Origin of the sequence: Neisseria sp. 27098_8_139 (assembly GCF_041433195.1) — a bacterium.
Lineage (GTDB): Bacteria > Pseudomonadota > Gammaproteobacteria > Burkholderiales > Neisseriaceae > Neisseria > Neisseria subflava.
Map to the genome: position 1 here is coordinate 1 of NZ_JAPWBA010000017.1, position 22,407 is coordinate 22,407.

Annotated in this window: 22 protein-coding genes, 4 tRNA genes and 2 pseudogenes; 27 read left to right on the top strand and 1 reads right to left on the bottom strand. The window is 49.4% G+C overall.

What is annotated here, in order from left to right; genetic code table 11:
* Together O3660_RS10550 and O3660_RS10555 are read left to right on the top strand one after the other, a co-directional pair.
* Window positions 1–654 (top strand): pyruvate kinase (locus tag O3660_RS10550; RefSeq protein ID WP_371464945.1); only part of this gene is annotated, 654 nt, incomplete at its 5' end.
* Window positions 655–831: 177 nt separating this feature from the next.
* The gene (locus tag O3660_RS10555) at window positions 832–2,247 is read left to right on the top strand and encodes an OmpP1/FadL family transporter (RefSeq protein WP_222571293.1); all 1,416 of its coding nucleotides are present in this window, start codon (window positions 832–834) and stop codon (window positions 2,245–2,247) included.
* A gap of 313 nt (window positions 2,248–2,560) precedes the next feature.
* On the opposite strand, the gene O3660_RS10560 is transcribed toward O3660_RS10555, so the two are convergent.
* A complete protein-coding gene (locus O3660_RS10560) occupies window positions 2,561–3,826 on the bottom strand; it encodes a LysM peptidoglycan-binding domain-containing protein (protein WP_371464946.1) in 1,266 nt (421 codons plus the stop codon).
* A 234-nt stretch (window positions 3,827–4,060) separates the two neighbouring features.
* Here O3660_RS10560 and def point away from each other — a divergent pair, with 234 nt between their 5' ends.
* From def to rplL, 25 genes and pseudogenes are all read left to right on the top strand, one after another.
* Window positions 4,061–4,564, top strand: a complete 504-nt coding sequence (def, locus tag O3660_RS10565) for a peptide deformylase (protein ID WP_003678675.1) — start codon at window positions 4,061–4,063, stop codon at window positions 4,562–4,564.
* 135 nt (window positions 4,565–4,699) lie between these two features.
* Window positions 4,700–5,626 carry a methionyl-tRNA formyltransferase gene (gene fmt, locus O3660_RS10570; RefSeq protein WP_049352444.1) on the top strand — a complete coding sequence of 309 codons (927 nt, stop codon included), beginning with the start codon at window positions 4,700–4,702 and terminating at the stop codon, window positions 5,624–5,626.
* A gap of 33 nt (window positions 5,627–5,659) precedes the next feature.
* Entirely contained in the window at window positions 5,660–6,178 is a 519-nt protein-coding gene (locus O3660_RS10575; protein WP_371464947.1) for an O-acetyl-ADP-ribose deacetylase, read from the top strand.
* A 47-nt stretch (window positions 6,179–6,225) separates the two neighbouring features.
* A complete protein-coding gene (gene rsmB, locus O3660_RS10580) occupies window positions 6,226–7,485 on the top strand; it encodes a 16S rRNA (cytosine(967)-C(5))-methyltransferase RsmB (protein WP_371464948.1) in 1,260 nt (419 codons plus the stop codon).
* A complete protein-coding gene (locus O3660_RS10585) occupies window positions 7,451–8,044 on the top strand; it encodes a DUF4390 domain-containing protein (RefSeq protein ID WP_003686233.1) in 594 nt (197 codons plus the stop codon). Before rsmB ends, O3660_RS10585 begins: the two co-directional genes overlap by 35 nt.
* 3 nt (window positions 8,045–8,047) lie before the next feature.
* Window positions 8,048–10,174, top strand: coding sequence for an ATP-binding protein (locus tag O3660_RS10590; RefSeq protein WP_371464949.1), 2,127 nt, complete (start codon window positions 8,048–8,050; stop codon window positions 10,172–10,174).
* Window positions 10,161–11,435, top strand: coding sequence for a sigma-54 dependent transcriptional regulator (locus O3660_RS10595; protein ID WP_049352435.1), 1,275 nt, complete (start codon window positions 10,161–10,163; stop codon window positions 11,433–11,435). Before O3660_RS10590 ends, O3660_RS10595 begins: the two co-directional genes overlap by 14 nt.
* Window positions 11,436–11,822: 387 nt before the next feature.
* Window positions 11,823–11,951, top strand: coding sequence for a hypothetical protein (locus O3660_RS10600; protein WP_308112262.1), 129 nt, complete (start codon window positions 11,823–11,825; stop codon window positions 11,949–11,951).
* Between the two features lie 199 nt (window positions 11,952–12,150).
* Window positions 12,151–13,081 (top strand): annotated as a pseudogene (gene dprA / locus O3660_RS10605) (DNA-processing protein DprA); the annotation flags it as partial.
* A gap of 59 nt (window positions 13,082–13,140) precedes the next feature.
* Window positions 13,141–13,341 (top strand): annotated as a pseudogene (locus tag O3660_RS10610) (DNA-protecting protein DprA); the annotation flags it as partial.
* Between the two features lie 24 nt (window positions 13,342–13,365).
* Window positions 13,366–13,821, top strand: coding sequence for a DUF494 family protein (locus tag O3660_RS10615; protein WP_003679497.1), 456 nt, complete (start codon window positions 13,366–13,368; stop codon window positions 13,819–13,821).
* Between the two features lie 73 nt (window positions 13,822–13,894).
* Complete coding sequence (gene topA, locus O3660_RS10620; RefSeq protein ID WP_049352430.1) at window positions 13,895–16,201, top strand: type I DNA topoisomerase; 2,307 nt, start codon at window positions 13,895–13,897, stop codon at window positions 16,199–16,201.
* A gap of 149 nt (window positions 16,202–16,350) precedes the next feature.
* Window positions 16,351–16,923: a 16S rRNA (guanine(966)-N(2))-methyltransferase RsmD gene (gene rsmD / locus O3660_RS10625; RefSeq protein WP_049352428.1), complete on the top strand. Its 573-nt coding sequence runs from the start codon at window positions 16,351–16,353 to the stop codon at window positions 16,921–16,923.
* A 122-nt stretch (window positions 16,924–17,045) separates the two neighbouring features.
* Complete coding sequence (locus O3660_RS10630) at window positions 17,046–17,297, top strand: YfhL family 4Fe-4S dicluster ferredoxin (protein ID WP_003679513.1); 252 nt, start codon at window positions 17,046–17,048, stop codon at window positions 17,295–17,297.
* Window positions 17,298–17,395: 98 nt separating this feature from the next.
* Window positions 17,396–17,479 (top strand) — tRNA-Tyr (locus tag O3660_RS10635).
* Between the two features lie 32 nt (window positions 17,480–17,511).
* Window positions 17,512–17,585: transfer RNA gene (locus O3660_RS10640), tRNA-Gly, on the top strand.
* Between the two features lie 9 nt (window positions 17,586–17,594).
* Window positions 17,595–17,669 (top strand) — tRNA-Thr (locus O3660_RS10645).
* 50 nt (window positions 17,670–17,719) lie between these two features.
* Complete coding sequence (tuf, locus tag O3660_RS10650; protein WP_049350946.1) at window positions 17,720–18,904, top strand: elongation factor Tu; 1,185 nt, start codon at window positions 17,720–17,722, stop codon at window positions 18,902–18,904.
* A 6-nt stretch (window positions 18,905–18,910) separates the two neighbouring features.
* A tRNA-Trp gene (locus O3660_RS10655) sits at window positions 18,911–18,986 on the top strand.
* A 131-nt stretch (window positions 18,987–19,117) separates the two neighbouring features.
* Window positions 19,118–19,393 (top strand): preprotein translocase subunit SecE, encoded by a 276-nt coding sequence (secE, locus tag O3660_RS10660; RefSeq protein WP_003680696.1) that lies wholly within the window; start codon window positions 19,118–19,120, stop codon window positions 19,391–19,393.
* Between the two features lie 2 nt (window positions 19,394–19,395).
* A complete protein-coding gene (gene nusG, locus O3660_RS10665) occupies window positions 19,396–19,929 on the top strand; it encodes a transcription termination/antitermination protein NusG (RefSeq protein WP_003680697.1) in 534 nt (177 codons plus the stop codon).
* Window positions 19,930–20,033: 104 nt separating this feature from the next.
* The gene (rplK, locus tag O3660_RS10670) at window positions 20,034–20,468 is read left to right on the top strand and encodes a 50S ribosomal protein L11 (protein ID WP_002220151.1); all 435 of its coding nucleotides are present in this window, start codon (window positions 20,034–20,036) and stop codon (window positions 20,466–20,468) included.
* Window positions 20,468–21,163: a 50S ribosomal protein L1 gene (rplA, locus tag O3660_RS10675; protein ID WP_003677918.1), complete on the top strand. Its 696-nt coding sequence runs from the start codon at window positions 20,468–20,470 to the stop codon at window positions 21,161–21,163. Before rplK ends, rplA begins: the two co-directional genes overlap by 1 nt.
* Before the next feature lie 223 nt (window positions 21,164–21,386).
* Complete coding sequence (rplJ, locus tag O3660_RS10680; RefSeq protein WP_049350637.1) at window positions 21,387–21,887, top strand: 50S ribosomal protein L10; 501 nt, start codon at window positions 21,387–21,389, stop codon at window positions 21,885–21,887.
* Between the two features lie 57 nt (window positions 21,888–21,944).
* Entirely contained in the window at window positions 21,945–22,316 is a 372-nt protein-coding gene (gene rplL / locus O3660_RS10685) for a 50S ribosomal protein L7/L12 (protein ID WP_003677916.1), read from the top strand.
* Window positions 22,317–22,407 lie beyond the last annotated feature (91 nt).

Here is a 22,407-nt window from a genome sequence, read left to right on the forward strand (position 1 = left end):
CTGCAAAAACGTATGATCCGCCGCGCCCGCGAGTTGCGCCGCTTCAGTATTACCGCAACTCAAATGATGGAATCGATGATTACCAACCCCGTACCGACCCGCGCGGAAGTCAGCGACGTGGCCAACGCGGTATTGGACGGTACCGATGCGGTGATGTGTTCCGCCGAAACCGCCGTCGGCGCGTATCCGTTTGAAACCGTCAGCCAAATGGCGATTATTTGTGCGGCTGCGGAAAAAGAACAAGATTCGCTCAATGGCGTTGCCGAACAGGTCGAGTATCCCGAAGCCGTCAGCACCAACTTGGCGATTGCCGGCGGTGCGGTCAGCGTGGCGCGAGCAGTTCACGCCAAAGCCATCGTTGCCCTGACTGAAAGCGGTTCGACCGCCTTCGAAGTCAGCCGCCACAACATCACCCTGCCGATTTTTGCCCTGACGCCGAGTGTTTCAGCGCAACGCCGCATGGCGATGTACCGCGGTGTACGTCCGTTGATTTTGGCAACCAGTACCGATCACGATACCGCGCTGAACGAAGTGGAAGCCATGCTGGTAGAACACAAAATCCTCCAAAGCGGCGACCAATACATCATCACCAGCGGTTCGCAAATGCGCGAATCCGGTTCGACCAATACGCTGGAAGTGTTGCAGGTCAAATAATTGCAGTGATCCGATGATTGGAAAAGCAGGCTGTTTTAGCCTGCTTTTTTTTGTGTAAAAAAAGAAAAGATTAGGCAAAAATAATGATGTAGTATAGAATTGAGTGCCTATACTAAATCAATAAAGGACGTTTCAGACGGCCTTTTTCTTTGTCCGCTACTTTCACGGTAAACCAAAATGATTCATTTCAATCTGAAAAAAACAGCATTTATTTTAAGCGCAGCACTGTTATCTACCGCCGTCCAAGCCTCCGGCTACCACTTCGGCACACAATCCGTTAACGCACAAGGCACGGCCAACGCCGCCGCCGCCGAAGCCGCCGATGCATCAACCATTTTCTACAACCCGGCCGGTTTGAGCAAAATCGACAACAGCCAAATTTCCGTCAACGCCAATATCGTTTTCCCAAGCATTCATTATGAGGCGGAATCTGCGAAACACTTCCGCACGGGTGCCGATGTCAGCGGCTCGACCAGCGGTAAAATTACCGAAACCACTGTCGCTCCGCACATCTATGGCGCGTACAAAGCCAGCGACGATGTAACTTTGGGTTTGGGCGTGTACGTTCCCTTCGGCTCTGCAACCGAATACGAAAAAGATTCCGTATTGCGCCACAACATCAACAAACTGGGTTTGACCACCATCGCCATCGAGCCGGTAGTCGCATGGAAACTGAATGAGCAGCACGCCGTCGGTGCCGGTTTGATTGCCCAATATTCCAAAGCCGAATTGCGTAAATACTCCGACTGGGATGCTTCCGGCGCCATCAGCCAGTTGGCTAGCGGCTTAGCTTCCCGTCAAGCAGGCCGTCCCGTTGCTGTCGATGCGACCGGTAAAGCTGACGGTCATGCCGATGTAAAAGGCCACGATTGGGGCTTCGGCTACCAACTGGCATGGATGTGGGACATCAACGATCGCGCACGCGTGGGTGTGAACTACCGCTCCAAAGTATCGCATACGCTGAAAGGCACTGCCGATTGGGAAGCTGACGGCGCATATGCAAAACGCGCTTGGGATTTGGGTGCAATGGCAGCACGCGGTTATGTGCCGAACGAAAAAGCCAGCGTAAAAATCGTAACGCCTGAGTCTTTGTCTGTTCACGGTATGTACCGCGCCACCGACAAAACCAATTTGTTCGGCGATGTCACTTGGACGCGCCACAGCCGCTTCAACAAAGCCGAGCTGGTGTTTGAAAATACCAAAAACGTTGTCAACGGCAAATCCGACCGTACCGTCATTACGCCTAACTGGCGCAACACTTATAAAGTTGCATTCGGCGGCTCTTACCAAGTTACCGAACCATTGCAACTGCGTGCCGGTATCGCTTTCGATAAATCACCGGTTAAAAGCGCCGAAGACCGCATGAACAGCCTGCCTGACGGCAACCGTATCTGGTTCTCCGTCGGTGCTAAATATCAACTGGGTAAAAACCATGTTATCGATGCGGCGTACAGCCATATCCACATCAATGACACGGTTTACCGCACCGGCAAAGCCAGCGGCAACGACGTGGACAGCCGCGGTGCATCCTCTGCCCGCTTCAAAAACAAAGCGGACATCTTGGGCTTGCAATACACTTACAAATTCAAATAATCGGATTTGAGTTGTGGATAAAAAGGCCGTCTGAAGATTTCAGAAGGCCTTTTTGATTGGAAGAAACAGATGGAACAATCAACAGGCAATAAATGGTGTGCCGTGCTTTTCATATTTCCGATTTGAATGGCAGAACGGAAAGACGATAGAAAAGGAGATAGCCGATTACCGACTTGAGAAATAAGATGTTGTTTGCGCTTTAAACAACGTGTTACAGATTTTATTTATTCTGATTGGCTGTAATCAAAAGGCCGTCTGAAAAACAGGTTTTCAGACGGCCTTTATTTGCCGAATTGCTGCTAAAAAAGCCCAATCAGCTGCGAACTTCCAGTTCGATTTCTCTTTCCTGTTCGTCTTCGGCCGGTTTGTCCATGGTTTTTTCATCGGCCATATTGTCCAAATCGCGGCCGGGTTCGGAGGCGGTATCGCCGATGGAAACGCTGTTCAGGCTTTCCAAAATAATGGCGGATGCCAGATGGTCGGATGTGCGGTACACCATTGCCAAACCGATTTCTTCCGCCGGAATGGAAACCAATTCAACCGTATCTTTGTCTTTCGGCTTGCGAATCAGGTTGTTGGACAGATTGACACGGACTTGGCGACCGCGTTTGTAGAGGCTGACCACCGTGCCTTTGTCCAGGCCGTCGAGTTCGCCTTTATCCAAAGTAATGGTTTGGAACTGGCCGGCTTCGCCCACGCCGTCGAAGATGGAAACGACTTTGGCCTGAATCGGATGGGCAGGGGCGTGAGGCATCACATTGAAGCTGTCGAGGCCTTCGGGCAGTTTCAGCAGATAGTCGTCTTTGCGGATTTCGGAAACGGCTTCTTCAATAACCAAAGGTTGCGCGGACTGGGTGCGCAGCTTCATGACTTTGTTGACTTGGGTGTAATACTCGTTGCTTTTGAGTTTTTCGTCAGAAGCGCGGGTACGGTGTTCCAAGGCGGAGTCGGTGTAAGGCAGCGTGTTGGCGATGCCGCTGAACACGACTTCTTGGCCGAGGAATTTACCGGTTTCCGGATCGGTGATGTTTTTATTGACGCGGTAGGTCAGGTAGCGGCCGGGTTCGGTCAGGCCGTATGCGTACACGCGGTTGCCTTGGGTGTAGAGGACGCGGTTGTCGGGGCCGGCAATCAGGCGCGGCGCGTTGGCGGTTTCTTCCGGAGCGATAATCTGCGGATGTTTCATGAACATGCGGTAGAGGTTGACATTGACGGTCGGAATGCCGTAGCCGGAAGTTTCGCGTACGCGCGGATGCAGTTTGATCACGGGAATGCCGTCTGAACGGGTTTGGGCATGTTCAAAACCCAGTCGCGGCTGACCGTTGATGTAGCGTAAAACCAACACCTGACCCGGATAGATCAGATGCGGATTGCGGATGGCGTTGCGGTTAGCGCCCCAAAGGCGGTTCCATTGCCATGGGCTGTACAGATATTTGCCGGAAATACCCCACAAGGTATCGCCGTTTTTAACGACGTAGCGTTGCGGCGCATTGGGGCGGATTTTTAAAGAAGCTGCCTGAGTGTGGGCAGAAATAGCCATACCTGCCATGCAAAGCAGGGTTATAATACGTTGTTGCATAACCGTTCCCCTTGAAATCGATTCGGTTTGTCTTCAGATGATAAACAGAGAAGGCTGGAGTTTGCGAAACTGCCGCCCATTCATCAATACGATAACGAACGGCTTCCGTCGCGCTATCTTAACATTTTTCGGCGTTATTTTAGCATTGAATGTTGCTGTCATGACAGGAGATTGTGGCGGCGGAAACCGAATCTGTATGAAAATCACACATCAGCTTTATAAAACGAGAATATTATGGCTTTACTGAACATCCTCCAATACCCCGACGAGCGTTTGCACACGGTCGCCAAACCTGTTGAAAAAATCGACGAGCGCATCCAGACATTGGTTGCCGATATGTTTGAAACCATGTACGAAGCACGCGGTATCGGCTTGGCGGCCACTCAGGTCGACGTACACGAGCGCATCGTCGTGATGGATTTGACCGAAGACCGCAGCGAGCCGCGCGTGTTCATCAATCCCGTCATTGTCGAAAAAGACGGCGAGACGACTTATGAAGAAGGCTGTCTGTCCGTACCGGGCATTTACGATACCGTAACCCGTGCCGAGCGCGTCAAAGTTGAAGCCTTGAACGAAAAAGGCGAGAAATTCACGCTGGAAGCAGACGGCCTGCTGGCAATCTGCGTGCAGCACGAATTGGATCACCTGATGGGCATCGTGTTTGTCGAACACCTGTCGCAGCTGAAACAAGGCCGCATCAAAACCAAACTGAAAAAACGTCAGAAACACACCATCTGACCTACGCATCGCTTAAAGGCCGTCTGAAAAGACAAAACAGAAGGCAGACTTCGGTTTTCAATCTTTCAGACGGCCTTTTCAGCTGAAACAGTTTGCCTAACGCGCCCATTCAAACCATTTCCACAAGGACACAACATGAAAGTCATCTTTGCCGGTACGCCCGATTTTGCCGCCGCCGCCTTGAAAGCCATCGCCGCCGCAGGTTTTGAAATTCCGCTGGTGTTGACCCAGCCCGACCGCCCCAAAGGCCGCGGCATGCAGTTGACCGCATCGCCGGTCAAACAGGCTGCCTTGGAATTAGGTTTGACCGTGGCGCAGCCGGAAAAGTTGCGCAATAACGCCGAAGCCCTGCAAATGCTCAAAGATACGGGTGCGGATGTGATGGTGGTGGCTGCGTATGGTTTGATTTTGCCGCAGGATGTGTTGGATACGCCCAAACACGGCTGCCTCAATATCCACGCTTCGTTGTTGCCCCGTTGGCGCGGCGCGGCACCGATTCAACGTGCGATTGAAGCCGGCGATGCCGAAACCGGCGTGTGCATCATGCAGATGGACATCGGCTTGGATACCGGCGATGTGGTCAGCGAACACCGCTATGCCATTCAACCTACGGATACTGCCAACGAAGTGCATGACGCATTGATGGGTTTGGGTGCGGAAGCGATTGTTGCCGACTTGCAGCGTCTGCAGGCTGAAGGTCGTCTGAACGCGGTTAAGCAGCCTGACGAAGGTGTTACCTACGCCCAGAAATTGAGCAAAGAAGAAGCGCGTATCGATTGGAACGAGTCCGCGCACATTATCGAACGCAAAATCCGCGCCTTTAACCCTGTTCCTGCCGCGTGGGTCGAATATCAAGGCAAACCGATGAAAATCTGGCGAGCCGAAGTCGTGGCCAAGCAGGGTAAGGCAGGCGAGGTGTTGTCCTGCACTTCAGACGGCCTGCTGGTGGCTTGCGGTGAAAATGCGCTGAACATCACCGAATTGCAGCCTTCCGGCAGCAAACGCATGAGCATACAGGCATTTGCGGCAGGCCGGACGATTGAAGTCGGAACAGTTTTGTAACAGGCTGGAAATCAACGTAGAGGAAAGAAGGCAATGGCTGTTTTTGAAGTGGTCGAAGGTGATATTACCCGATTGGCAGTCGATGCGATTGTCAATGCCGCCAATTCATCGCTGTTGGGCGGTGGCGGCGTAGACGGTGCGATACACCGCGCCGCGGGCAAAGAGCTGCTGGACGAGTGCCGCACTTTGGGCGGTTGCCGGACAGGCGAAGCCAAAATAACCAAAGGCTATCGTTTGCCTGCGCGTTATGTCATTCATACGGTCGGGCCGGTATGGTTTGGCGGAAAACAAAATGAAGAGGCCAAATTGGCACAATCCTACGCCAATTCCTTGCTGCTTACCCAGAAACACGATCTCCACAGCATCGCCTTTCCGTGCATCAGCACCGGTGTGTACCGCTTTCCGGCCGAAGCTGCCGCGCGTATCGCTTTGGAGAGTTTGAAGCAAACCCTGCCGCAATGTCCGGCAGTGGAAAAAATCATCTTTTGCTGTTTTTCCAAAGCAGATGCCGAATATTATCGGGCATTGCTGGCTGCCGAACAGGCCGTCTGAAATCCGCCAAACACTTGAAATCAAATTATGAATCAGAAAGCAAAAATATGAGTATGTCCCTCGCTCAAAAACTGGCCGCCGACAGTGTTTCCGCGGTTGCCGAAGGGCGCAATCTTCAGGATGTTTTGGCGGAAATCCGCGCGGCGCATCCGCAGCTGACGGCGCAGGAAAACGGCGCGTTGCAGGATATTGCCTACGGATGCCAGCGTTATTTGGGCAGTTTGAAGCACATGCTTGGTCAAATGCTGAAGAAGCCGATTGACAATCCGCAGCTCGAAAGCCTTCTTTTGGCGGCGATGTACCAACTGCATTACACGCGCAATGCCCCTCATGCAGTGGTCAATGAGGCGGTGGAAAGCATTGCCAAAATCGGCCGCGGCCAGTTTCGCTCGTTTGCCAACGCGATTTTGCGCCGCTTTTTGCGTGAACGCGACGAGCTCGCGGCTTCCTGCAAAAAAGACGATGTGGCGAAACACAACCTGCCGCTGTGGTGGGTGGCTTACTTGAGAAACCATTATCCGAAACATTGGCACAACATCACCACCGCGCTGCAATCGCATCCGCCGATGACTTTGCGCGTCAACCGCCGACACGGCAATGCCGAAAGCTATTTGGAAAAACTGGCTGCGGAAGGTATTCCGGCCAGGGCTTTGGATGAATACGCCGTGATGTTGGAAGAAGCCGTGCCGGTCAGCCGTCTGCCCGGTTTTTCAGACGGCCTGGTGTCGGTGCAGGATTTTGGTGCGCAACGTGCTGCCTATTTGTTGAATCCGAAAGACGGCGAACGCATCCTCGATGCCTGCGCGGCACCGGGCGGCAAGACGGGCCATATCTTGGAACTGGCAGATTGTCATGTTACCGCTTTGGATATAGACGAGGGCCGTCTGAACAGGGTGAAGAGCAATCTTGACCGTTTGGGGTTTCAGACGACCGCTCTGACTTGCGCCGATGCGCAGGACTTGGCGGCGTGGTATGATGGAAAGCCTTTCGACGCCATCCTTGCCGACGTGCCGTGTACCGCTTCGGGTGTGGCGCGGCGCAATCCCGACGTGAAATGGCTGCGCCGCCCGACCGATGCCGTCAAAACCGCACGCCAACAGGAAGCATTATTAGACGCGCTGTGGCAGACCCTGACGAAAAACGGCAGGATGTTGCTGGCTACCTGCTCGGTCTTTGTCGAAGAAAACGACGGTCAGTTGCAAAAATTCCTTAACCGCCATGCTGATGCCGAGCTGATCGAATCGCGTGTGCTTTTACCGAACAAACATCAAGATGGCTTTTATTACGCGCTTATTAAAAAGCAGTAAAACGCTGATTGTACCGCTCTTGCTTGCCGTGTCGTTGAATGCGGCGGGCGAGGGCATCAGTGCGACCCGTGCCGAGGCAAAGCTGACCCATGCCGGACAGCTTTCCGTCAGCAGCCGTTTCCGCACCGATCTGCCCGACCAGCTTAAAGAAGCACTCAAACAGGGCGTCCCCCTGCATTTCAATTTGAGTTGGCAGCTGTCAGCGCCGTCTATGTCGTCTTATAAATTCAAGTTCGACCAGCTGCTCAACAACGACAGCACGATTCAATACAAATTGTCCTTCCATCCACTGACCAACCGCTATCGCGTTACCGTTGGTACGTTTTCTACCGAGTACGACACGCTTGAGACTGCCTTGCGTGCAGTGGGCGCGGTCGTGAATTGGAAGGTTTTGTCCAAGGGTGCGCTGAGTGATGTGGCCGCCAAAGACACGAAGGCTGAAATCCGCCTGCTGCTGACAACCGCCAAGCTGCCCAAACCGTTCCAAATCAATGCCCTGACGTCTAAAAACTGGCATTTGGATTCCGGTTGGAAATCCTTGTCGGTCGTGCAGGAGTAAACCATGCGCCGCTTTCTTCTGATTGCCGCCGTATTCGCCGTTGTTTTGTTGTACGGTCTGACTGTTGCAACGGGCAGCAGCAACGTATTGTCTGATTATTTCTGGTGGATTGTCGCCTTGTGCGGCTTGCTGTTGCTGGTGTTGGCGGCGGTGTTGGTGCGCTATGTCGTGCTTTTGATACGCGACAACAGCAAAAGCGTGTTCGGTTCGCAGATTGCGCGTCGGCTGTCGGGGATGTTTACCTTGGTTGCCGTATTGCCGGGCGTGTTTTTGTTCGGTATTTCCGCCCAGTTTATTAACGGTACGATTAATTCTTGGTTTGGCAACGATACCCATGAGGCTCTAGAGCGCAGCTTAAACTTGAGCAAATCCGCGCTGAGCTTGGCTGTGGACAACGCTGTCAGCAACGCCACGCCAGTGCAGATCGACTTAATCAGCGCCGCTTCACTGGACGGCAATTTGGGGCAAACACTGGCACAATCCGCACTTACTGCCGACTTTGCCCAGCTGGCGCTTTATAACGCGACCACCCATAAAGCCGAGAAAAGCATCAATCCCCTGAAACTAAATCAACCCGAACTCAACAAAGAAGGATGGGAGCAGCTGGAGCAGACCGGTTCGGTGCGCAGCTTGGAAAACATCGGCGGCGTGCTGTATGCTCAAGGCTGGATGCTGATCGGTACGCATAAAAATCAGGATTATGCGTTGTTTTTCCGACAGCCGATTCCGAAAGATGTTGCCCAAGACGCGACGCTGATTGAAGCGGCCCGAGCCAAATATGCCGAGCTGAGTTATACCAAAAAAGGCCTGCAAACCTTTTTCCTGTCCACACTGTTGGTCGCGACATTGTTGGCCATCTTTTTGGCTTTGGTTATGGCTTTGTATTTTGCCCGCCGTTTTGTAGCGCCGGTATTGTCGCTGGCAGAGGGTGCGCGGGCGGTGGCTCAGGGTGACTTCAGCCAAACCCGGCCGGTATTTCGCAATGATGAGTTCGGCCGTTTGACCCAGTTGTTCAACCACATGACCGAACAATTGGCGATTGCCAAAGAGGCGGACGAACGCAACCGTTTGCGCGAAGAAGCCGCACGCCATTATTTGGAATGCGTGTTGGAAAGTTTGACTACAGGCGTGATTACTTTGGATGCCAATGGCCGTCTGAAAACCTTTAACAAGGCCGCCGAACAGATTTTGGGCGTTTCGCTGGTGTCTTTGTGGGGCAGTAACTGGCATCAATGGCACGGCAAATCGCCGCAGCAAACCCTGTTGGCCGATGTGTTTGCCGCCATTAATGAAAGCGCCGATAGCAACAAACCCGTCCAAGTCGAATACGCCGCGCCCGATGATGCCCGAATCTTGTTGGGCAAAGCCACCATTTTGCCGGAAGACAATGATAACGGCGTGGTGATGGTGATTGATGACATTACCGTCTTGATGCGGGCGCAAAAAGAGGCCGCATGGGGCGAAGTGGCGAAACGTTTGGCGCACGAAATCCGTAATCCGCTTACGCCTATCCAGCTTTCCGCCGAGAGATTGGCATGGAAATTGCATGATAAACTAGATGAACAAGATGCCCAAATTCTCAGCCGTTCAACCGATACCATCGTCAAACAGGTGGCCGCGCTGAAAGAAATGGTCGAAGCGTTCCGCAACTATGCGCGTGCGCCGTCGCTGAATTTAGAAAAACAAAATTTAAACGGTTTGGTGTCGGAAGTATTGGTATTATATGAGGCCGGCGTGTGCAAGTTTAATGCGCGGCTCAGCGCCGACACCTTGCCGATTGTTGCCGATACGACGGCGATGCGCCAAGTGTTGCATAACTTATTTAAGAATGCCGCAGAAGCGGCAGAGTCGGACGAAACGCCGCAAGTAAACGTCGAAACAGGGCGCGAAGGCGGACAGGTTTTCCTGACCGTCTGTAACAACGGCAAAAGTTTCGGCAAAGAAATGCTGCACAATGCTTTTGAGCCGTACGTTACCGACAAACCGACAGGAACGGGACTTGGTTTGCCCGTTGTGAAAAAAATTATCGAGGAGCATGGCGGCCGTATCAGCCTGAGCAATCAGAACAGTGGCGGCGCGTGCGTCAAAATAGCTTTACCGGAAATGGCAGAAACTTATGCGAAGCAGTGATATTTTGATTGTAGATGATGAAGTAGGCATCCGCGACCTGCTCTCCGAGATCCTTCAAGACGAAGGCTATACCGTCACTTTGGCCGAAAATGCCGAAGAAGCGCGCCAATTGCGTTATCAAACGCGTCCGGCCATGGTGTTGCTGGATATTTGGATGCCCGATTGCGACGGCATCACTTTGTTGAAAGAGTGGGCGAAAAACGGCCAACTCAATATGCCTGTGGTGATGATGAGCGGCCATGCCAGCATTGACACTGCGGTTGAAGCCACCAAAATCGGCGCACTCGATTTTCTGGAAAAACCGATTGCCCTGCAAAAACTCTTGTCCGCAGTAGAACGCGCCTTGAAACATGGCGAAGTTCAGACGGTCTCCGGTATGACTTTGGACAAATTGGGCAACAGTTCCGTCATTCAAGAAATGAACGGCAGCATTGAAGCGGCTGCCAAACACAACCGCCCACTGTTGTTTGCCGGTGAGGCAGGTTCGCCGTTTGAGATTGTCGCCCGCTATCTGCACAAAAGCGGTACGCCTTGGGTGGCAACCGACCGTGTCGAACACATTGTCGATACGCCGATGGAGCTGTTGCAAAAGGCATCAGGCGGTATTTTGTATGTCGGCGATATTGCCCGTTACAGCAAAAACATCCAAAACGGCATTGCTTTCTTGCTGGAAAAAGCCGACCGCTACAATGTCCGTGTGATTGCTTCTTGCGGCTTTAAACGCGGTGAGAGCGCCGATGACGTCGTTGCCAGCAGACTGGCGGAGCTGTTGAAAGAGCGCATCGATGTTCCTTCTTTGTGCAGCCAGCCGGACGATATCGTCTTTTTAATCAACCGCATCATGACCGATTTGGCCGAAAGTCAAAAAATCCAGCCGGTAAAATTCAGCGACAGCGCGTTGGTGGTTTTGCGCCAATACGATTGGCCGGGCAATTACGACCAGCTTGCCGAAACGGTGAAAAACATCATGTTGGAATCTGACGGCAAAGAAGTGAATGAGCAGGCCGTTGCCGTGGCTTTAGGTCAGAAGGAAAATGCGACGGCGACAGAAATCATCGGCGGCTTCAATTTCAATATGCCTTTGCGCGAATTGAGGGAAGAAGTCGAGCGCCGCTACTTTGAATACCATATCGCCCAAGAAGGCCAAAATATGAGCCGCGTGGCGCAAAAGGTCGGTTTGGAGCGTACACACCTTTACCGCAAACTCAAACAACTCGGTATCAGCGTATCGCGCCGCAGCGCCGACAAATCCGAAGAATAAGCGCAATATCGGTTCAAACACAAAAAAGGCCGTCTGAAAGCCATCAGGTTTTTCAGACGGCATCGTCATTTGACGGTGTGTTTAGACAAGCAATACTTTATAAAAATAATGATATGGCTAGGCATGGTTATTTTGCCTTTTAAGCCGAAAAGAATACGAAAGTCGGCAAAACTGCTCAGGTTACAACTGATCCGGAAAAACACTATACATTGATTATGTCTGAATCGATGCACTAAGAATTGAAAAATTATTGTGCTCAACATGGTATTTCTTTGAAAGATTTTGTAATTTAGACGATTCAAAATGAAATGCAGCAGTAATGGCTAAAACATAAAGATGGTAAATATGCTTTAATGTAAAGATGTACTTTTGAAAAGGAGTTATCCAATGTTAGGACATTTTGATTATGAAGTAGCTTTAGAGATTTTAGGCCAAAGTCAGCAGTCTTTAGTTCAGGCTCGCTATGATGAATACAATAAAAAAACCAAATCCGGAGCTTTTGAAATTTCTACGTAGCCGTATGGCCGTTGTAGATGAGCTAATGGATAACTTAAAACCTGATGATGAATATCTGATTAATCGTATATTGGATAAAAATGATGTTCTGAGAAAGTTACTGTGATGGGAAACTAAAGCTTTATATTAATAAAATATTCAGACGGCCTTTATTTACTTCAGGCCGTCTGAACAACCATTACGAAAAGGGAACAGATTGATGACGGAAAACGAGCGTTTTGCTTGGTTGCAACTGGCATTTACGCCCTATATCGGCGCAGAAAGTTTTTTGGTGCTGTTGCAGCAATTCGGTAGCGCACAAGCAGCCTTGAATGCGCCGGCAGACAAAATTGCCGCGTTGGTGCGCCATAAACAGGCGGCCGAGTCGTGGCGCAATGCGGACAAACGGGTTTTGGCGCAGCGGTCTGCCGAATCCGCTTTACAATGGGAAATGCAGGACGGTTGCCGTCTGTTGTTGCTGCAAGATGATGATTTCCCCGAAATGCTGACACAAGGCATTACCGCGCCGCCGGTCTTGTTTTTACGCGGCAATGCAGAGCTGCTGCACATACCTTCTGCCGCGATTGTCGGCAGCCGCCATGCCACGCCGCAGGCAATGCGGATTGCCAAAGATTTCGGCAGGGCATTGAGTGAAAAAGGCATTCCCGTCGTATCGGGTATGGCTTCGGGTATCGACACAGCAGCCCATCAGGGCGCATTGCAGGCAGATGGCGGTACCATTGCCGTCTGGGGAACTGGTATAGACCGTATTTATCCACCATCCAATAAAAACCTTGCTTATGAAATTGCAGAAAGGGGATTGATTGTCAGCGAGTTCCCTTTGGACACGCGTCCGTTTGCAGGCAACTTTCCGCGCCGCAACCGTCTGATCGCCGCGTTATCGCAGCTGACATTGGTGGTGGAAGCGGCATTGGAATCCGGCTCATTGATTACTGCCAAGCTGGCGGCGGAGATGGGGCGTGAAGTGATGGCGGTACCCGGTTCGATAGACAATCCGCATAGCAAAGGCTGTCACAAGCTGATTAAAGACGGGGCAAAACTGGTTGAATGTTTGGACGATATTCTCCATGAGTGTCCGCAGCTATTGCAAAATACGCCTGTTCCATCATATTCTATAAATAAGACGGTAAAACCGAAAAACGATCAAACCAAACGTCTGCAACCAAAAACAATAGTGGATGAACCGCAAAGGCCGTCTGAAAACCTACCTGCCGCCCCATCAACAAGCGCTTTATTGGAAGCAATGGGTTACGACCCGATACACCCCGATATTTTGGCGCAACAAACCAATACGGCAGCGGCAGAAGTGTACGCACAGCTTTTGGAATACGAACTTGACGGTATCGTCGCCGCCTTGCCGGGCGGCCGTTATCAGCGTGTCAAAGCATAAATTATCTATATTTAAGGAACCAGCATGACCGAAGTCATTGCCTATTTAATCGAACACTTCCAAGATTTCGACAATTGTCCGCCTCCGGAGGACTTGGGTCGCCTCTTGGAAGATGCGGGTTTTGATGCTACGGAAATCGGCAATACATTGATGATGATGGAAGTCTTGTTCAATACGTCCGAATTCTATGCCGAGCCGTTTAACAGCGACTCCCTGCGCGTATTCTGCCGTGAAGAAGCTGAAAACCTGCCGCAGGAAGTCATGGGCTTGATGCAGTATTTGGTTACCGAACACGCAATTACTTATGAGCAACGCGAAATCGTCATTCACGCCCTGATGCACATTCCATCGGACGAAATTACCCTCGATACCGCCAAAGTATTGGTATTGTTGGTGTTGTGGATGCACAAAAGCGAGTTGCCCGTCCTGATTGGCGACGACTTGATGAGTGCGTTGACCGGACAAAACGTGATGCACTAAACCTTTTTTCAGACGGCCTCAATAATAAAGGCCGTCTGAAACATAAATCCAATACATCCAAAAGAGAACAACAATGGCGAAAAACCTATTAATCGTCGAATCCCCGTCCAAAGCCAAAACCCTGAAAAAATATCTGGGCGGTGATTTTGAAATTTTGGCGTCTTACGGCCACGTCCGCGACTTGGTACCCAAAAGCGGAGCAGTCGATCCCGACAATGGCTTTGCCATGAAATACCAATTGATCAGCCGCAACAGCAAACACGTCGATGCCATCGTTGCCGGTGCCAAAGAAGCTGAAAACATCTACCTCGCAACCGACCCGGATAGGGAAGGCGAAGCCATTTCTTGGCACCTTTTTGAAATTCTCAAATCCAAACGCGGCCTGAAAAACATCAAGCCGCAGCGTGTCGTGTTCCACGAAATCACCAAAAACGCCGTGCTTGATGCCGTTGCCCATCCGCGCGAAATCGAAATGGACTTGGTCGATGCGCAACAAGCACGCCGTGCGTTGGATTATCTGGTCGGTTTCAACCTCTCGCCGTTGTTGTGGAAAAAAATCCGCCGCGGTTTGAGTGCAGGCCGTGTGCAAAGTCCTGCCCTGCGTCTGATTTGCGAACGCGAAAACGAAATCCGCGCGTTTGAAGCGCAGGAATATTGGACGGTGCATCTCGACAGCCATAAAGGCCGCAGCAAGTTCACCGCCAAACTTGCCCAATACAACGGCGCGAAACTCGAACAATTCGACCTGCCGAACGAAGCCGCGCAAGCCGACGTGTTGAAAGAACTCGAAGGCAAAGAGGCAGTCGTTACCGCCATCGAAAAGAAAAAGCGCAGCCGCAACCCCGCCGCGCCGTTCACCACATCTACCATGCAGCAGGATGCCGTGCGCAAACTCGGCTTTACCACCGACCGCACCATGCGTACCGCCCAGCAGCTTTACGAAGGTATAGACGTAGGGCAGGGCGCTATCGGTCTGATTACCTATATGCGTACCGACAGCGTGAACTTGGCCGATGAAGCGTTAACCGAAATTCGCCATTACATCGAAAACAAAATCGGCAAAGAATATCTGCCAAGTTCGGCCAAGCAGTACAAAACCAAATCCAAAAATGCCCAAGAAGCACACGAAGCGATCCGTCCGACTTCCGTGTACCGTACGCCTGAAAGCGTCAAACCCTTCCTGAGTGTAGACCAGTTCAAACTCTATCAAATGATTTGGCAGCGCACCGTCGCTTGTCAGATGACGCCCGCCAAATTTGACCAAACCACCGTCGATATTACCGTCGGCAAAGGCGTGTTCCGCGTGACCGGACAAGTGCAAACCTTCGCAGGCTTTTTGAGTGTGTATGAAGAAAGCAGCGACGACGAAGAGAGCGAAGACAGCAAAAAACTGCCCGAAATGAGCGAAGGCGACAAATTGCCCGTGGACAAACTCTACGGCGAACAACACTTTACCACTCCGCCTCCGCGCTACAACGAAGCCACGCTGGTTAAAGCCCTCGAAGAATACGGCATCGGCCGCCCCTCGACCTACGCCAGCATCATCTCCACGCTCAAAGACCGCGAATACGTTACCCTTGAGCAAAAACGCTTCATGCCTACCGACACAGGCGACATCGTCAATAAATTCTTGACCGAACACTTCTCCCAATACGTCGACTACCACTTTACCGCCAAACTTGAAGACCAGCTTGACGAAATTGCCAACGGCAAACGCCAATGGATTCCCGTGATGGACAAATTCTGGAAGCCGTTCATCAAGCAAGTAGAAGAAAAAGAGGGCATCGAACGCGCCAAATTTACCACGCAGGAACTCGACGAAATCTGTCCGAAATGCGGCGAACACAAACTGCAAATCAAATTCGGCAAAATGGGTCGTTTTGTCGCGTGTGCCGGTTATCCCGAGTGTAGCTACACGCGCAATGTCAATGAAACTGCCGAAGAAGCCGCCGAGCGCATCGCCAAAGCCGAAGCCGAGCAAGCCGAACTCGACGGGCGCGAGTGCCCCAAATGCGGCGGTCGCCTAGTGTACAAATACAGCCGCACCGGCAGCAAATTCATCGGCTGCGCCAACTATCCGAAATGCAAACACGTTGAACCGCTGGAAAAACCGAAAGACACCGGTGTCCAATGCCCGCAATGTAAAAAAGGCAACCTCGTCGAGCGCAAATCCCGCTACGGCAAACTGTTTTACAGTTGCAGCACTTATCCGGATTGCAACTACGCCACATGGAATCCGCCCATTGCAGAAACTTGTCCGAAATGTGCATGGCCGGTTTTAACCATCAAAACCACCAAACGCTGGGGCGTGGAAAAAGTCTGCCCGCAAAAAGAATGCGGCTGGAAAGAACAGATTGAACCGCCTGCACCGAAGGAATAATTGGTTAAAGCTTGGGTAGAAAAAGGCCGTCTGAAAAATGATTTTCAGACGGCCTTGTTATATCTAAAAGAATAGAGTGAAATACGGCTTGATGGCAGTTTCACTATATAATTGAGGCCGTCTGAAAACTCGGCATCTTTTTAAAAATCATGGCAAACAACAAACATTCCAAACACACCAATCAAGTACGCATTATTGGCGGGCAATGCAGAGGGAGGAAGTTAACTTTTCTGTCTGCAGATGGTCTGCGTCCGACGCCTGACAGCGTGCGTGAAAAACTGTTTAACTGGCTGGGTCAGGATTTAACCGGCAAAACGGTATTAGATTTATTCAGCGGTAGCGGTGCTTTGGGAATGGAGGCCGCTTCTCGTAATGCGGCAAAAGTGCTAATGGTCGATAACCACCGCCAAACTGTTCAAACGCTTCAGAAAAATATCTGTGAATTAGGTTTGAAACAGGTGGAAATCGTGTGTTCAGACGGCATGGCTTATCTGACAAGGCCGTCTGAAAAATTTGATGTTGTGTTTCTTGATCCGCCGTTTGCATGGGAAGATTGGCAAAATCTGTTTATCCGATTGCAAAGCCACTTGAAAAATGGGGCAATGGTCTATATTGAAGCAGGGAAGCTGCCTGAAAAACCGGATTGGCTGGAAGTTTATCGGGAAGGAAAGGCGGGAATGAGTAGGTTTGAATTATTGCTCTATTCGCAAGTTGCTGAATAGTATAGAATTTGAGAATCATTCCCAAGGTGTAAAACATTCTTTCAAACGGATTGTTCCGACGTCATTTGTGCTATAATCCGCGCCCAATCGGTTTTGATAATTTAAGAAAAAAGGAAATAGAAATGTCGCTCTTTATTACAGATGAGTGCATTAACTGCGATGTGTGCGAACCGGAATGCCCTAATGATGCCATTTCGCAAGGTGAAGAAATTTACGAAATCAATCCAAATTTGTGTACGCAATGTGTAGGCCATTACGATGAGCCTCAGTGCCAACAGGTATGCCCTGTCGACTGTATCTTGATCGATGAAGAACATCCTGAAACGCATGAAGAACTGATGGCTAAGTACGAAAAAATCATTCAGTTCAAATAAATAGTGTTTAAAAGCAAAATCTTGGATGTTTTTAAAGAAATAAATGAAAAAAAATCTTGACGGAAATCTGAGTTGCCAATAAACTAGCGTTCTCTTTTGGAGGGATTCCCGAGCGGTCAAAGGGGGCAGACTGTAAATCTGTTGCGTGAGCTTCGAAGGTTCGAATCCTTCTCCCTCCACCAAAAATTCTTACTTGGAGCAAAAAAGTGAGTATGCGGGTGTAGCTCAATGGTAGAGCAGAAGCCTTCCAAGCTTACGGTGAGGGTTCGATTCCCTTCACCCGCTCCAAACAATTTCGCCCATGTAGCTCAGGGGTAGAGCACTCCCTTGGTAAGGGAGAGGTCGGCAGTTCAAATCTGCCCATGGGCACCATCTCATTATTACCCTTTATTTTCAAAAAGCTTAGATTATAGGATATTGCCATGGCTAAGGAAAAATTTGAACGTAGCAAACCGCACGTAAACGTTGGCACCATCGGTCACGTTGACCATGGTAAAACCACTCTGACTGCTGCTTTGACTACTATTTTGGCTAAAAAATTCGGTGGTGCTGCAAAAGCTTACGATCAAATCGACAACGCTCCCGAAGAAAAAGCCCGTGGTATTACCATTAATACCTCACACGTAGAATACGAAACCGAAACCCGTCACTACGCACACGTAGACTGCCCGGGTCACGCCGACTACGTTAAAAACATGATTACCGGTGCCGCACAAATGGACGGCGCAATCTTGGTATGTTCCGCTGCCGACGGTCCTATGCCGCAAACCCGCGAACACATCCTGTTGGCCCGCCAAGTAGGCGTGCCTTACATCATCGTGTTCATGAACAAATGCGACATGGTTGACGATGCCGAGCTGTTGGAGCTGGTTGAAATGGAAATCCGTGACTTGCTGTCAAGCTACGACTTCCCAGGCGACGACTGCCCAATCGTACAAGGTTCTGCACTGAAAGCTTTGGAAGGTGATGCTGCTTACGAAGAAAAAATCTTCGAATTGGCTGCTGCCTTGGACAGCTACATCCCAACACCTGAGCGTGCAGTGGACAAACCTTTCTTGTTGCCTATCGAAGACGTATTCTCTATCTCTGGCCGTGGTACGGTAGTAACCGGTCGTGTAGAGCGCGGTATCATCCACGTTGGTGACGAGATCGAAATCGTAGGTCTGAAAGACACCCAAAAAACCACTTGTACCGGTGTTGAAATGTTCCGCAAACTGCTGGACGAAGGTCAAGCAGGTGACAACGTAGGCGTATTGCTGCGTGGTACTAAACGTGAAGACGTAGAGCGTGGTCAAGTATTGGCTAAACCAGGTACTATCACTCCTCACACCAAATTCAAAGCAGAAGTATACGTATTGAGCAAAGAAGAGGGTGGTCGTCACACTCCATTCTTCGCTAACTACCGTCCACAATTCTACTTCCGTACTACTGACGTAACTGGTGCAGTTACTTTGGAAGAAGGCGTAGAAATGGTAATGCCAGGTGAGAACGTAACCATTACTGTAGAACTGATTGCGCCAATCGCTATGGAAGAAGGTCTGCGCTTTGCGATTCGCGAAGGTGGTCGTACCGTAGGTGCGGGTGTGGTTTCTTCTGTAATCGCTTAAGTTTAGAGGCCAATAGCTCAATTGGTAGAGTATCGGTCTCCAAAACCGAGGGTTGGGGGTTCGAGACCCTCTTGGCCTGCCAAATAAAAAATTAACCGGCCTTGTGCCGGTTAATTTTTTTGTACTTAAGTTTTAAGATTATTTGGAATTAATTAATGGATCAATGCCACTATCTAAAATGAAGGCGGGTGGGGTATTGATAAGTGAGTAAAGATGACAGAACATCCGTCTGGACGCAAAGAAGACCATCAGAAAAAGGAAGTTGTGGTAAGTAATAAGCCGGCTCCTGAAAAGAAAGAAGGTCTGTTTGCATATTTTAAGAGCTCTTGGACTGAGTTCAAGAAGGTAGTTTGGCCGAGTCGCGATGAAGCGGTCAAAATGACTGTATTCGTGATTATCTTCGTTGCAGTTTTAGCAGCCTTCATTTATGCTGCAGATACAATTATTTCATGGTTGTTTTTTGATGTTTTATTAAATAGGAAAGGGTAAAGATGTCAAAGCGTTGGTATGTGGTACAGGCCTATTCCGGTTTCGAGAAAAATGTTCAAAAAACATTGAAAGAGCGCATTGCTCGAGAAAACATGGAAGAATATTTTGGTCAGATTCTCGTTCCTGTAGAGGAAGTGGTAGATATCAAGAATGGCCGAAAAACCATCAGTGAGCGTAAATTCTATCCAGGCTATGTGTTGGTTGAAATGGAAATGACTGATGATTCATGGCACTTGGTTAAGAGTACCCCTCGAGTAAATGGTTTTGTAGGTGGTAGCGGAAATCGTCCAATCCCAATTTCTCAAAAAGATGCAGATGCTATTTTGCAACAAGCCAAAACAGGTGTTGAGAAGCCAAAACCAAAAGTTGAATTTGAGGTTGGTCAGCAGGTTCGTGTGAATGAAGGTCCATTTGCCGATTTCAATGGAATTGTTGATGAAGTTAACTACGAGCGTAATAGATTGCGTGTTTCAGTTCAGATTTTTGGTCGTGAAACACCGGTTGAATTAGAGTTCGGTCAGGTTGAAAAGATTTAAGTGGTTTAATTCGCTTGAAAAATTTTTTTTAAGCGGATATAATCGCAAATTCTGTTTGGGAAGCGGAATGGTTCCGCGTTATACCCGTTTTTAGGAGTCCTTAAGTGGCAAAGAAAATTATCGGCTACATCAAACTGCAAATTCCTGCAGGTAAAGCCAATCCATCTCCCCCAGTTGGTCCTGCTTTGGGTCAACGTGGTTTGAATATCATGGAATTCTGTAAAGCATTTAATGCTGCAACCCAAGGTATGGAACCTGGTTTGCCAATTCCAGTCGTGATCACTGCATTTGCAGATAAATCATTCACTTTTGTGATGAAAACTCCACCAGCTTCTATCTTATTGAAAAAAGCTGCTGGTCTGCAAAAAGGTAGTTCTAATCCTCTGACTAACAAAGTGGGTAAATTGACCCGCGCTCAGTTGGAAGAAATTGCTAAAACTAAAGAGCCTGATTTGACTGCTGCTGACTTAGATGCGGCTGTTCGTACTATCGCCGGCTCTGCTCGCTCAATGGGCTTGGATGTGGAGGGTGTTGTATAATGGCTAAAGTATCTAAACGCTTGAAAGCTCTGCGCTCTTCTGTTGAAGCTAACAAACTGTACGCAATCGATGAAGCAATTGCTTTGGTTAAAAAAGCTGCTACTGCTAAATTTGATGAGTCTGTTGACGTATCTTTCAACCTGGGTGTTGATCCTCGTAAATCTGACCAAGTTATTCGTGGTTCAGTCGTTCTGCCTAAAGGTACCGGTAAAACAACTCGCGTAGCTGTATTTACTCAAGGTGCAAATGCAGATGCTGCTAAAGAAGCTGGTGCAGATATTGTCGGTTTTGAAGATCTGGCTGCTGAAATCAAAGCTGGTAACCTGAACTTTGACGTTGTTATTGCTTCTCCTGATGCAATGCGTATCGTTGGTCAATTGGGTACCATCTTGGGTCCTCGTGGCTTGATGCCAAACCCTAAAGTAGGTACTGTTACTCCTAACGTTGCTGAAGCAGTTAAAAATGCAAAAGCAGGTCAAGTACAATACCGTACAGATAAAGCCGGTATCGTTCACGCAACTATCGGTCGTGCTTCTTTCGCTGAAGCTGACTTGAAAGAAAACTTCAATGCGTTGCTGGATGCTATCGTTAAAGCCAAACCTGCTGCTGCTAAAGGTCAGTACCTGAAAAAAGTTGCTGTATCTAGCACTATGGGTTTGGGTGTTCGCGTTGATACTGCAAGCGTGAACAACTAAGAAATTTTCAGGTGATCCAGTTTTCTGGATTGCCTGAATTTGGGCTACTTAAAATTAAGTAGATGTCCAAGACCGTAGGGATCGTAAGATTTAATCGTAACTGCCCTACGCAGACGGTAGTCCTGAAACACATTGCAAGATTGCTTGTAAGATGTCTTTTTAGGTTACCGCGCTGGTGGGATATCATTTCGGTATCCTGTTTGTAAACAGTGGGAGGTAGACCTTGAGTCTCAATATTGAAACCAAGAAAGTGGCCGTAGAGGAAATTAGCGTAGCAATTGCTAACGCTCAAACTCTCGTAGTCGCTGAATATCGCGGTATCAGTGTTTCCAGCATGACTGAGCTTCGTGCAAATGCACGTAAAGAAGGCGTTTACTTGCGCGTTCTGAAAAATACTTTGGCTCGTCGCGCAGTAGAGGGTACTTCATTCGCAGGTTTGGCCGATCAAATGGTTGGTCCATTGGTTTACGCTGCTTCTGAAGATGCTGTTGCTGCTGCTAAAGTGCTGCACCAATTCGCGAAAAAAGATGACAAAATTATCGTTAAAGCCGGTTCTTACAATGGCGAAGTGATGAATCCTGCTCAGGTTGCTGAGTTGGCTTCTATTCCAAGCCGCGAAGAGCTGTTGTCCAAACTGTTGTTTGTTATGCAAGCTCCTGTATCAGGCTTTGCACGTGGTTTGGCTGCTTTGGCAGAGAAAAAAGCTGGCGAAGAAGCCGCTTAATCGATTTTGTTTCATTTAATCAATTATTTTTAATACAATATTTGGAGTATAAATAGCATGGCTATTACTAAAGAAGACATTTTGGAAGCCGTTGGTTCTTTGACCGTAATGGAATTGAACGACCTGGTTAAAGCTTTTGAAGAAAAATTTGGCGTTTCTGCTGCTGCAGTTGCAGTTGCAGGTCCTGCAGGTGCTGGTGCAGCTGCTGCTGAAGAAAAAACTGAATTCGACGTAGTATTGGCTTCTGCCGGTGATCAAAAAGTTGGCGTGATTAAAGTTGTCCGCGCTATCACTGGCCTGGGTCTGAAAGAAGCTAAAGACATCGTTGACGGTGCACCTAAAACTCTGAAAGAAGGTGTTTCTAAAGCTGAAGCTGAAGACATCCAAAAACAATTGGAAGAAGCCGGCGCTAAAGTCGAAATCAAATAATTTGATGCTTCCTATGAAGGCTGGCAGTTTTCTGCCAGCCTTATTTTGCTTCTTAAAATAAGCATCAGGCATTGTTTACATTTATTTGCAT

Coding starts and splice junctions, on each gene's coding strand:
- O3660_RS10555 (WP_222571293.1), top strand. CDS start 832: ATGATTCATTTCAATCTGAAAAAAACAGCATTTATTTTAAGCGCAGCA.
- O3660_RS10560 (WP_371464946.1), bottom strand. CDS start 3,826: ATGCAACAACGTATTATAACCCTGCTTTGCATGGCAGGTATGGCTATT.
- def (WP_003678675.1), top strand. CDS start 4,061: ATGGCTTTACTGAACATCCTCCAATACCCCGACGAGCGTTTGCACACG.
- fmt (WP_049352444.1), top strand. CDS start 4,700: ATGAAAGTCATCTTTGCCGGTACGCCCGATTTTGCCGCCGCCGCCTTG.
- O3660_RS10575 (WP_371464947.1), top strand. CDS start 5,660: ATGGCTGTTTTTGAAGTGGTCGAAGGTGATATTACCCGATTGGCAGTC.
- rsmB (WP_371464948.1), top strand. CDS start 6,226: ATGAGTATGTCCCTCGCTCAAAAACTGGCCGCCGACAGTGTTTCCGCG.
- O3660_RS10585 (WP_003686233.1), top strand. CDS start 7,451: ATGGCTTTTATTACGCGCTTATTAAAAAGCAGTAAAACGCTGATTGTA.
- O3660_RS10590 (WP_371464949.1), top strand. CDS start 8,048: ATGCGCCGCTTTCTTCTGATTGCCGCCGTATTCGCCGTTGTTTTGTTG.
- O3660_RS10595 (WP_049352435.1), top strand. CDS start 10,161: ATGCGAAGCAGTGATATTTTGATTGTAGATGATGAAGTAGGCATCCGC.
- O3660_RS10600 (WP_308112262.1), top strand. CDS start 11,823: ATGTTAGGACATTTTGATTATGAAGTAGCTTTAGAGATTTTAGGCCAA.
- O3660_RS10615 (WP_003679497.1), top strand. CDS start 13,366: ATGACCGAAGTCATTGCCTATTTAATCGAACACTTCCAAGATTTCGAC.
- topA (WP_049352430.1), top strand. CDS start 13,895: ATGGCGAAAAACCTATTAATCGTCGAATCCCCGTCCAAAGCCAAAACC.
- rsmD (WP_049352428.1), top strand. CDS start 16,351: ATGGCAAACAACAAACATTCCAAACACACCAATCAAGTACGCATTATT.
- O3660_RS10630 (WP_003679513.1), top strand. CDS start 17,046: ATGTCGCTCTTTATTACAGATGAGTGCATTAACTGCGATGTGTGCGAA.
- tuf (WP_049350946.1), top strand. CDS start 17,720: ATGGCTAAGGAAAAATTTGAACGTAGCAAACCGCACGTAAACGTTGGC.
- secE (WP_003680696.1), top strand. CDS start 19,118: ATGACAGAACATCCGTCTGGACGCAAAGAAGACCATCAGAAAAAGGAA.
- nusG (WP_003680697.1), top strand. CDS start 19,396: ATGTCAAAGCGTTGGTATGTGGTACAGGCCTATTCCGGTTTCGAGAAA.
- rplA (WP_003677918.1), top strand. CDS start 20,468: ATGGCTAAAGTATCTAAACGCTTGAAAGCTCTGCGCTCTTCTGTTGAA.
- rplL (WP_003677916.1), top strand. CDS start 21,945: ATGGCTATTACTAAAGAAGACATTTTGGAAGCCGTTGGTTCTTTGACC.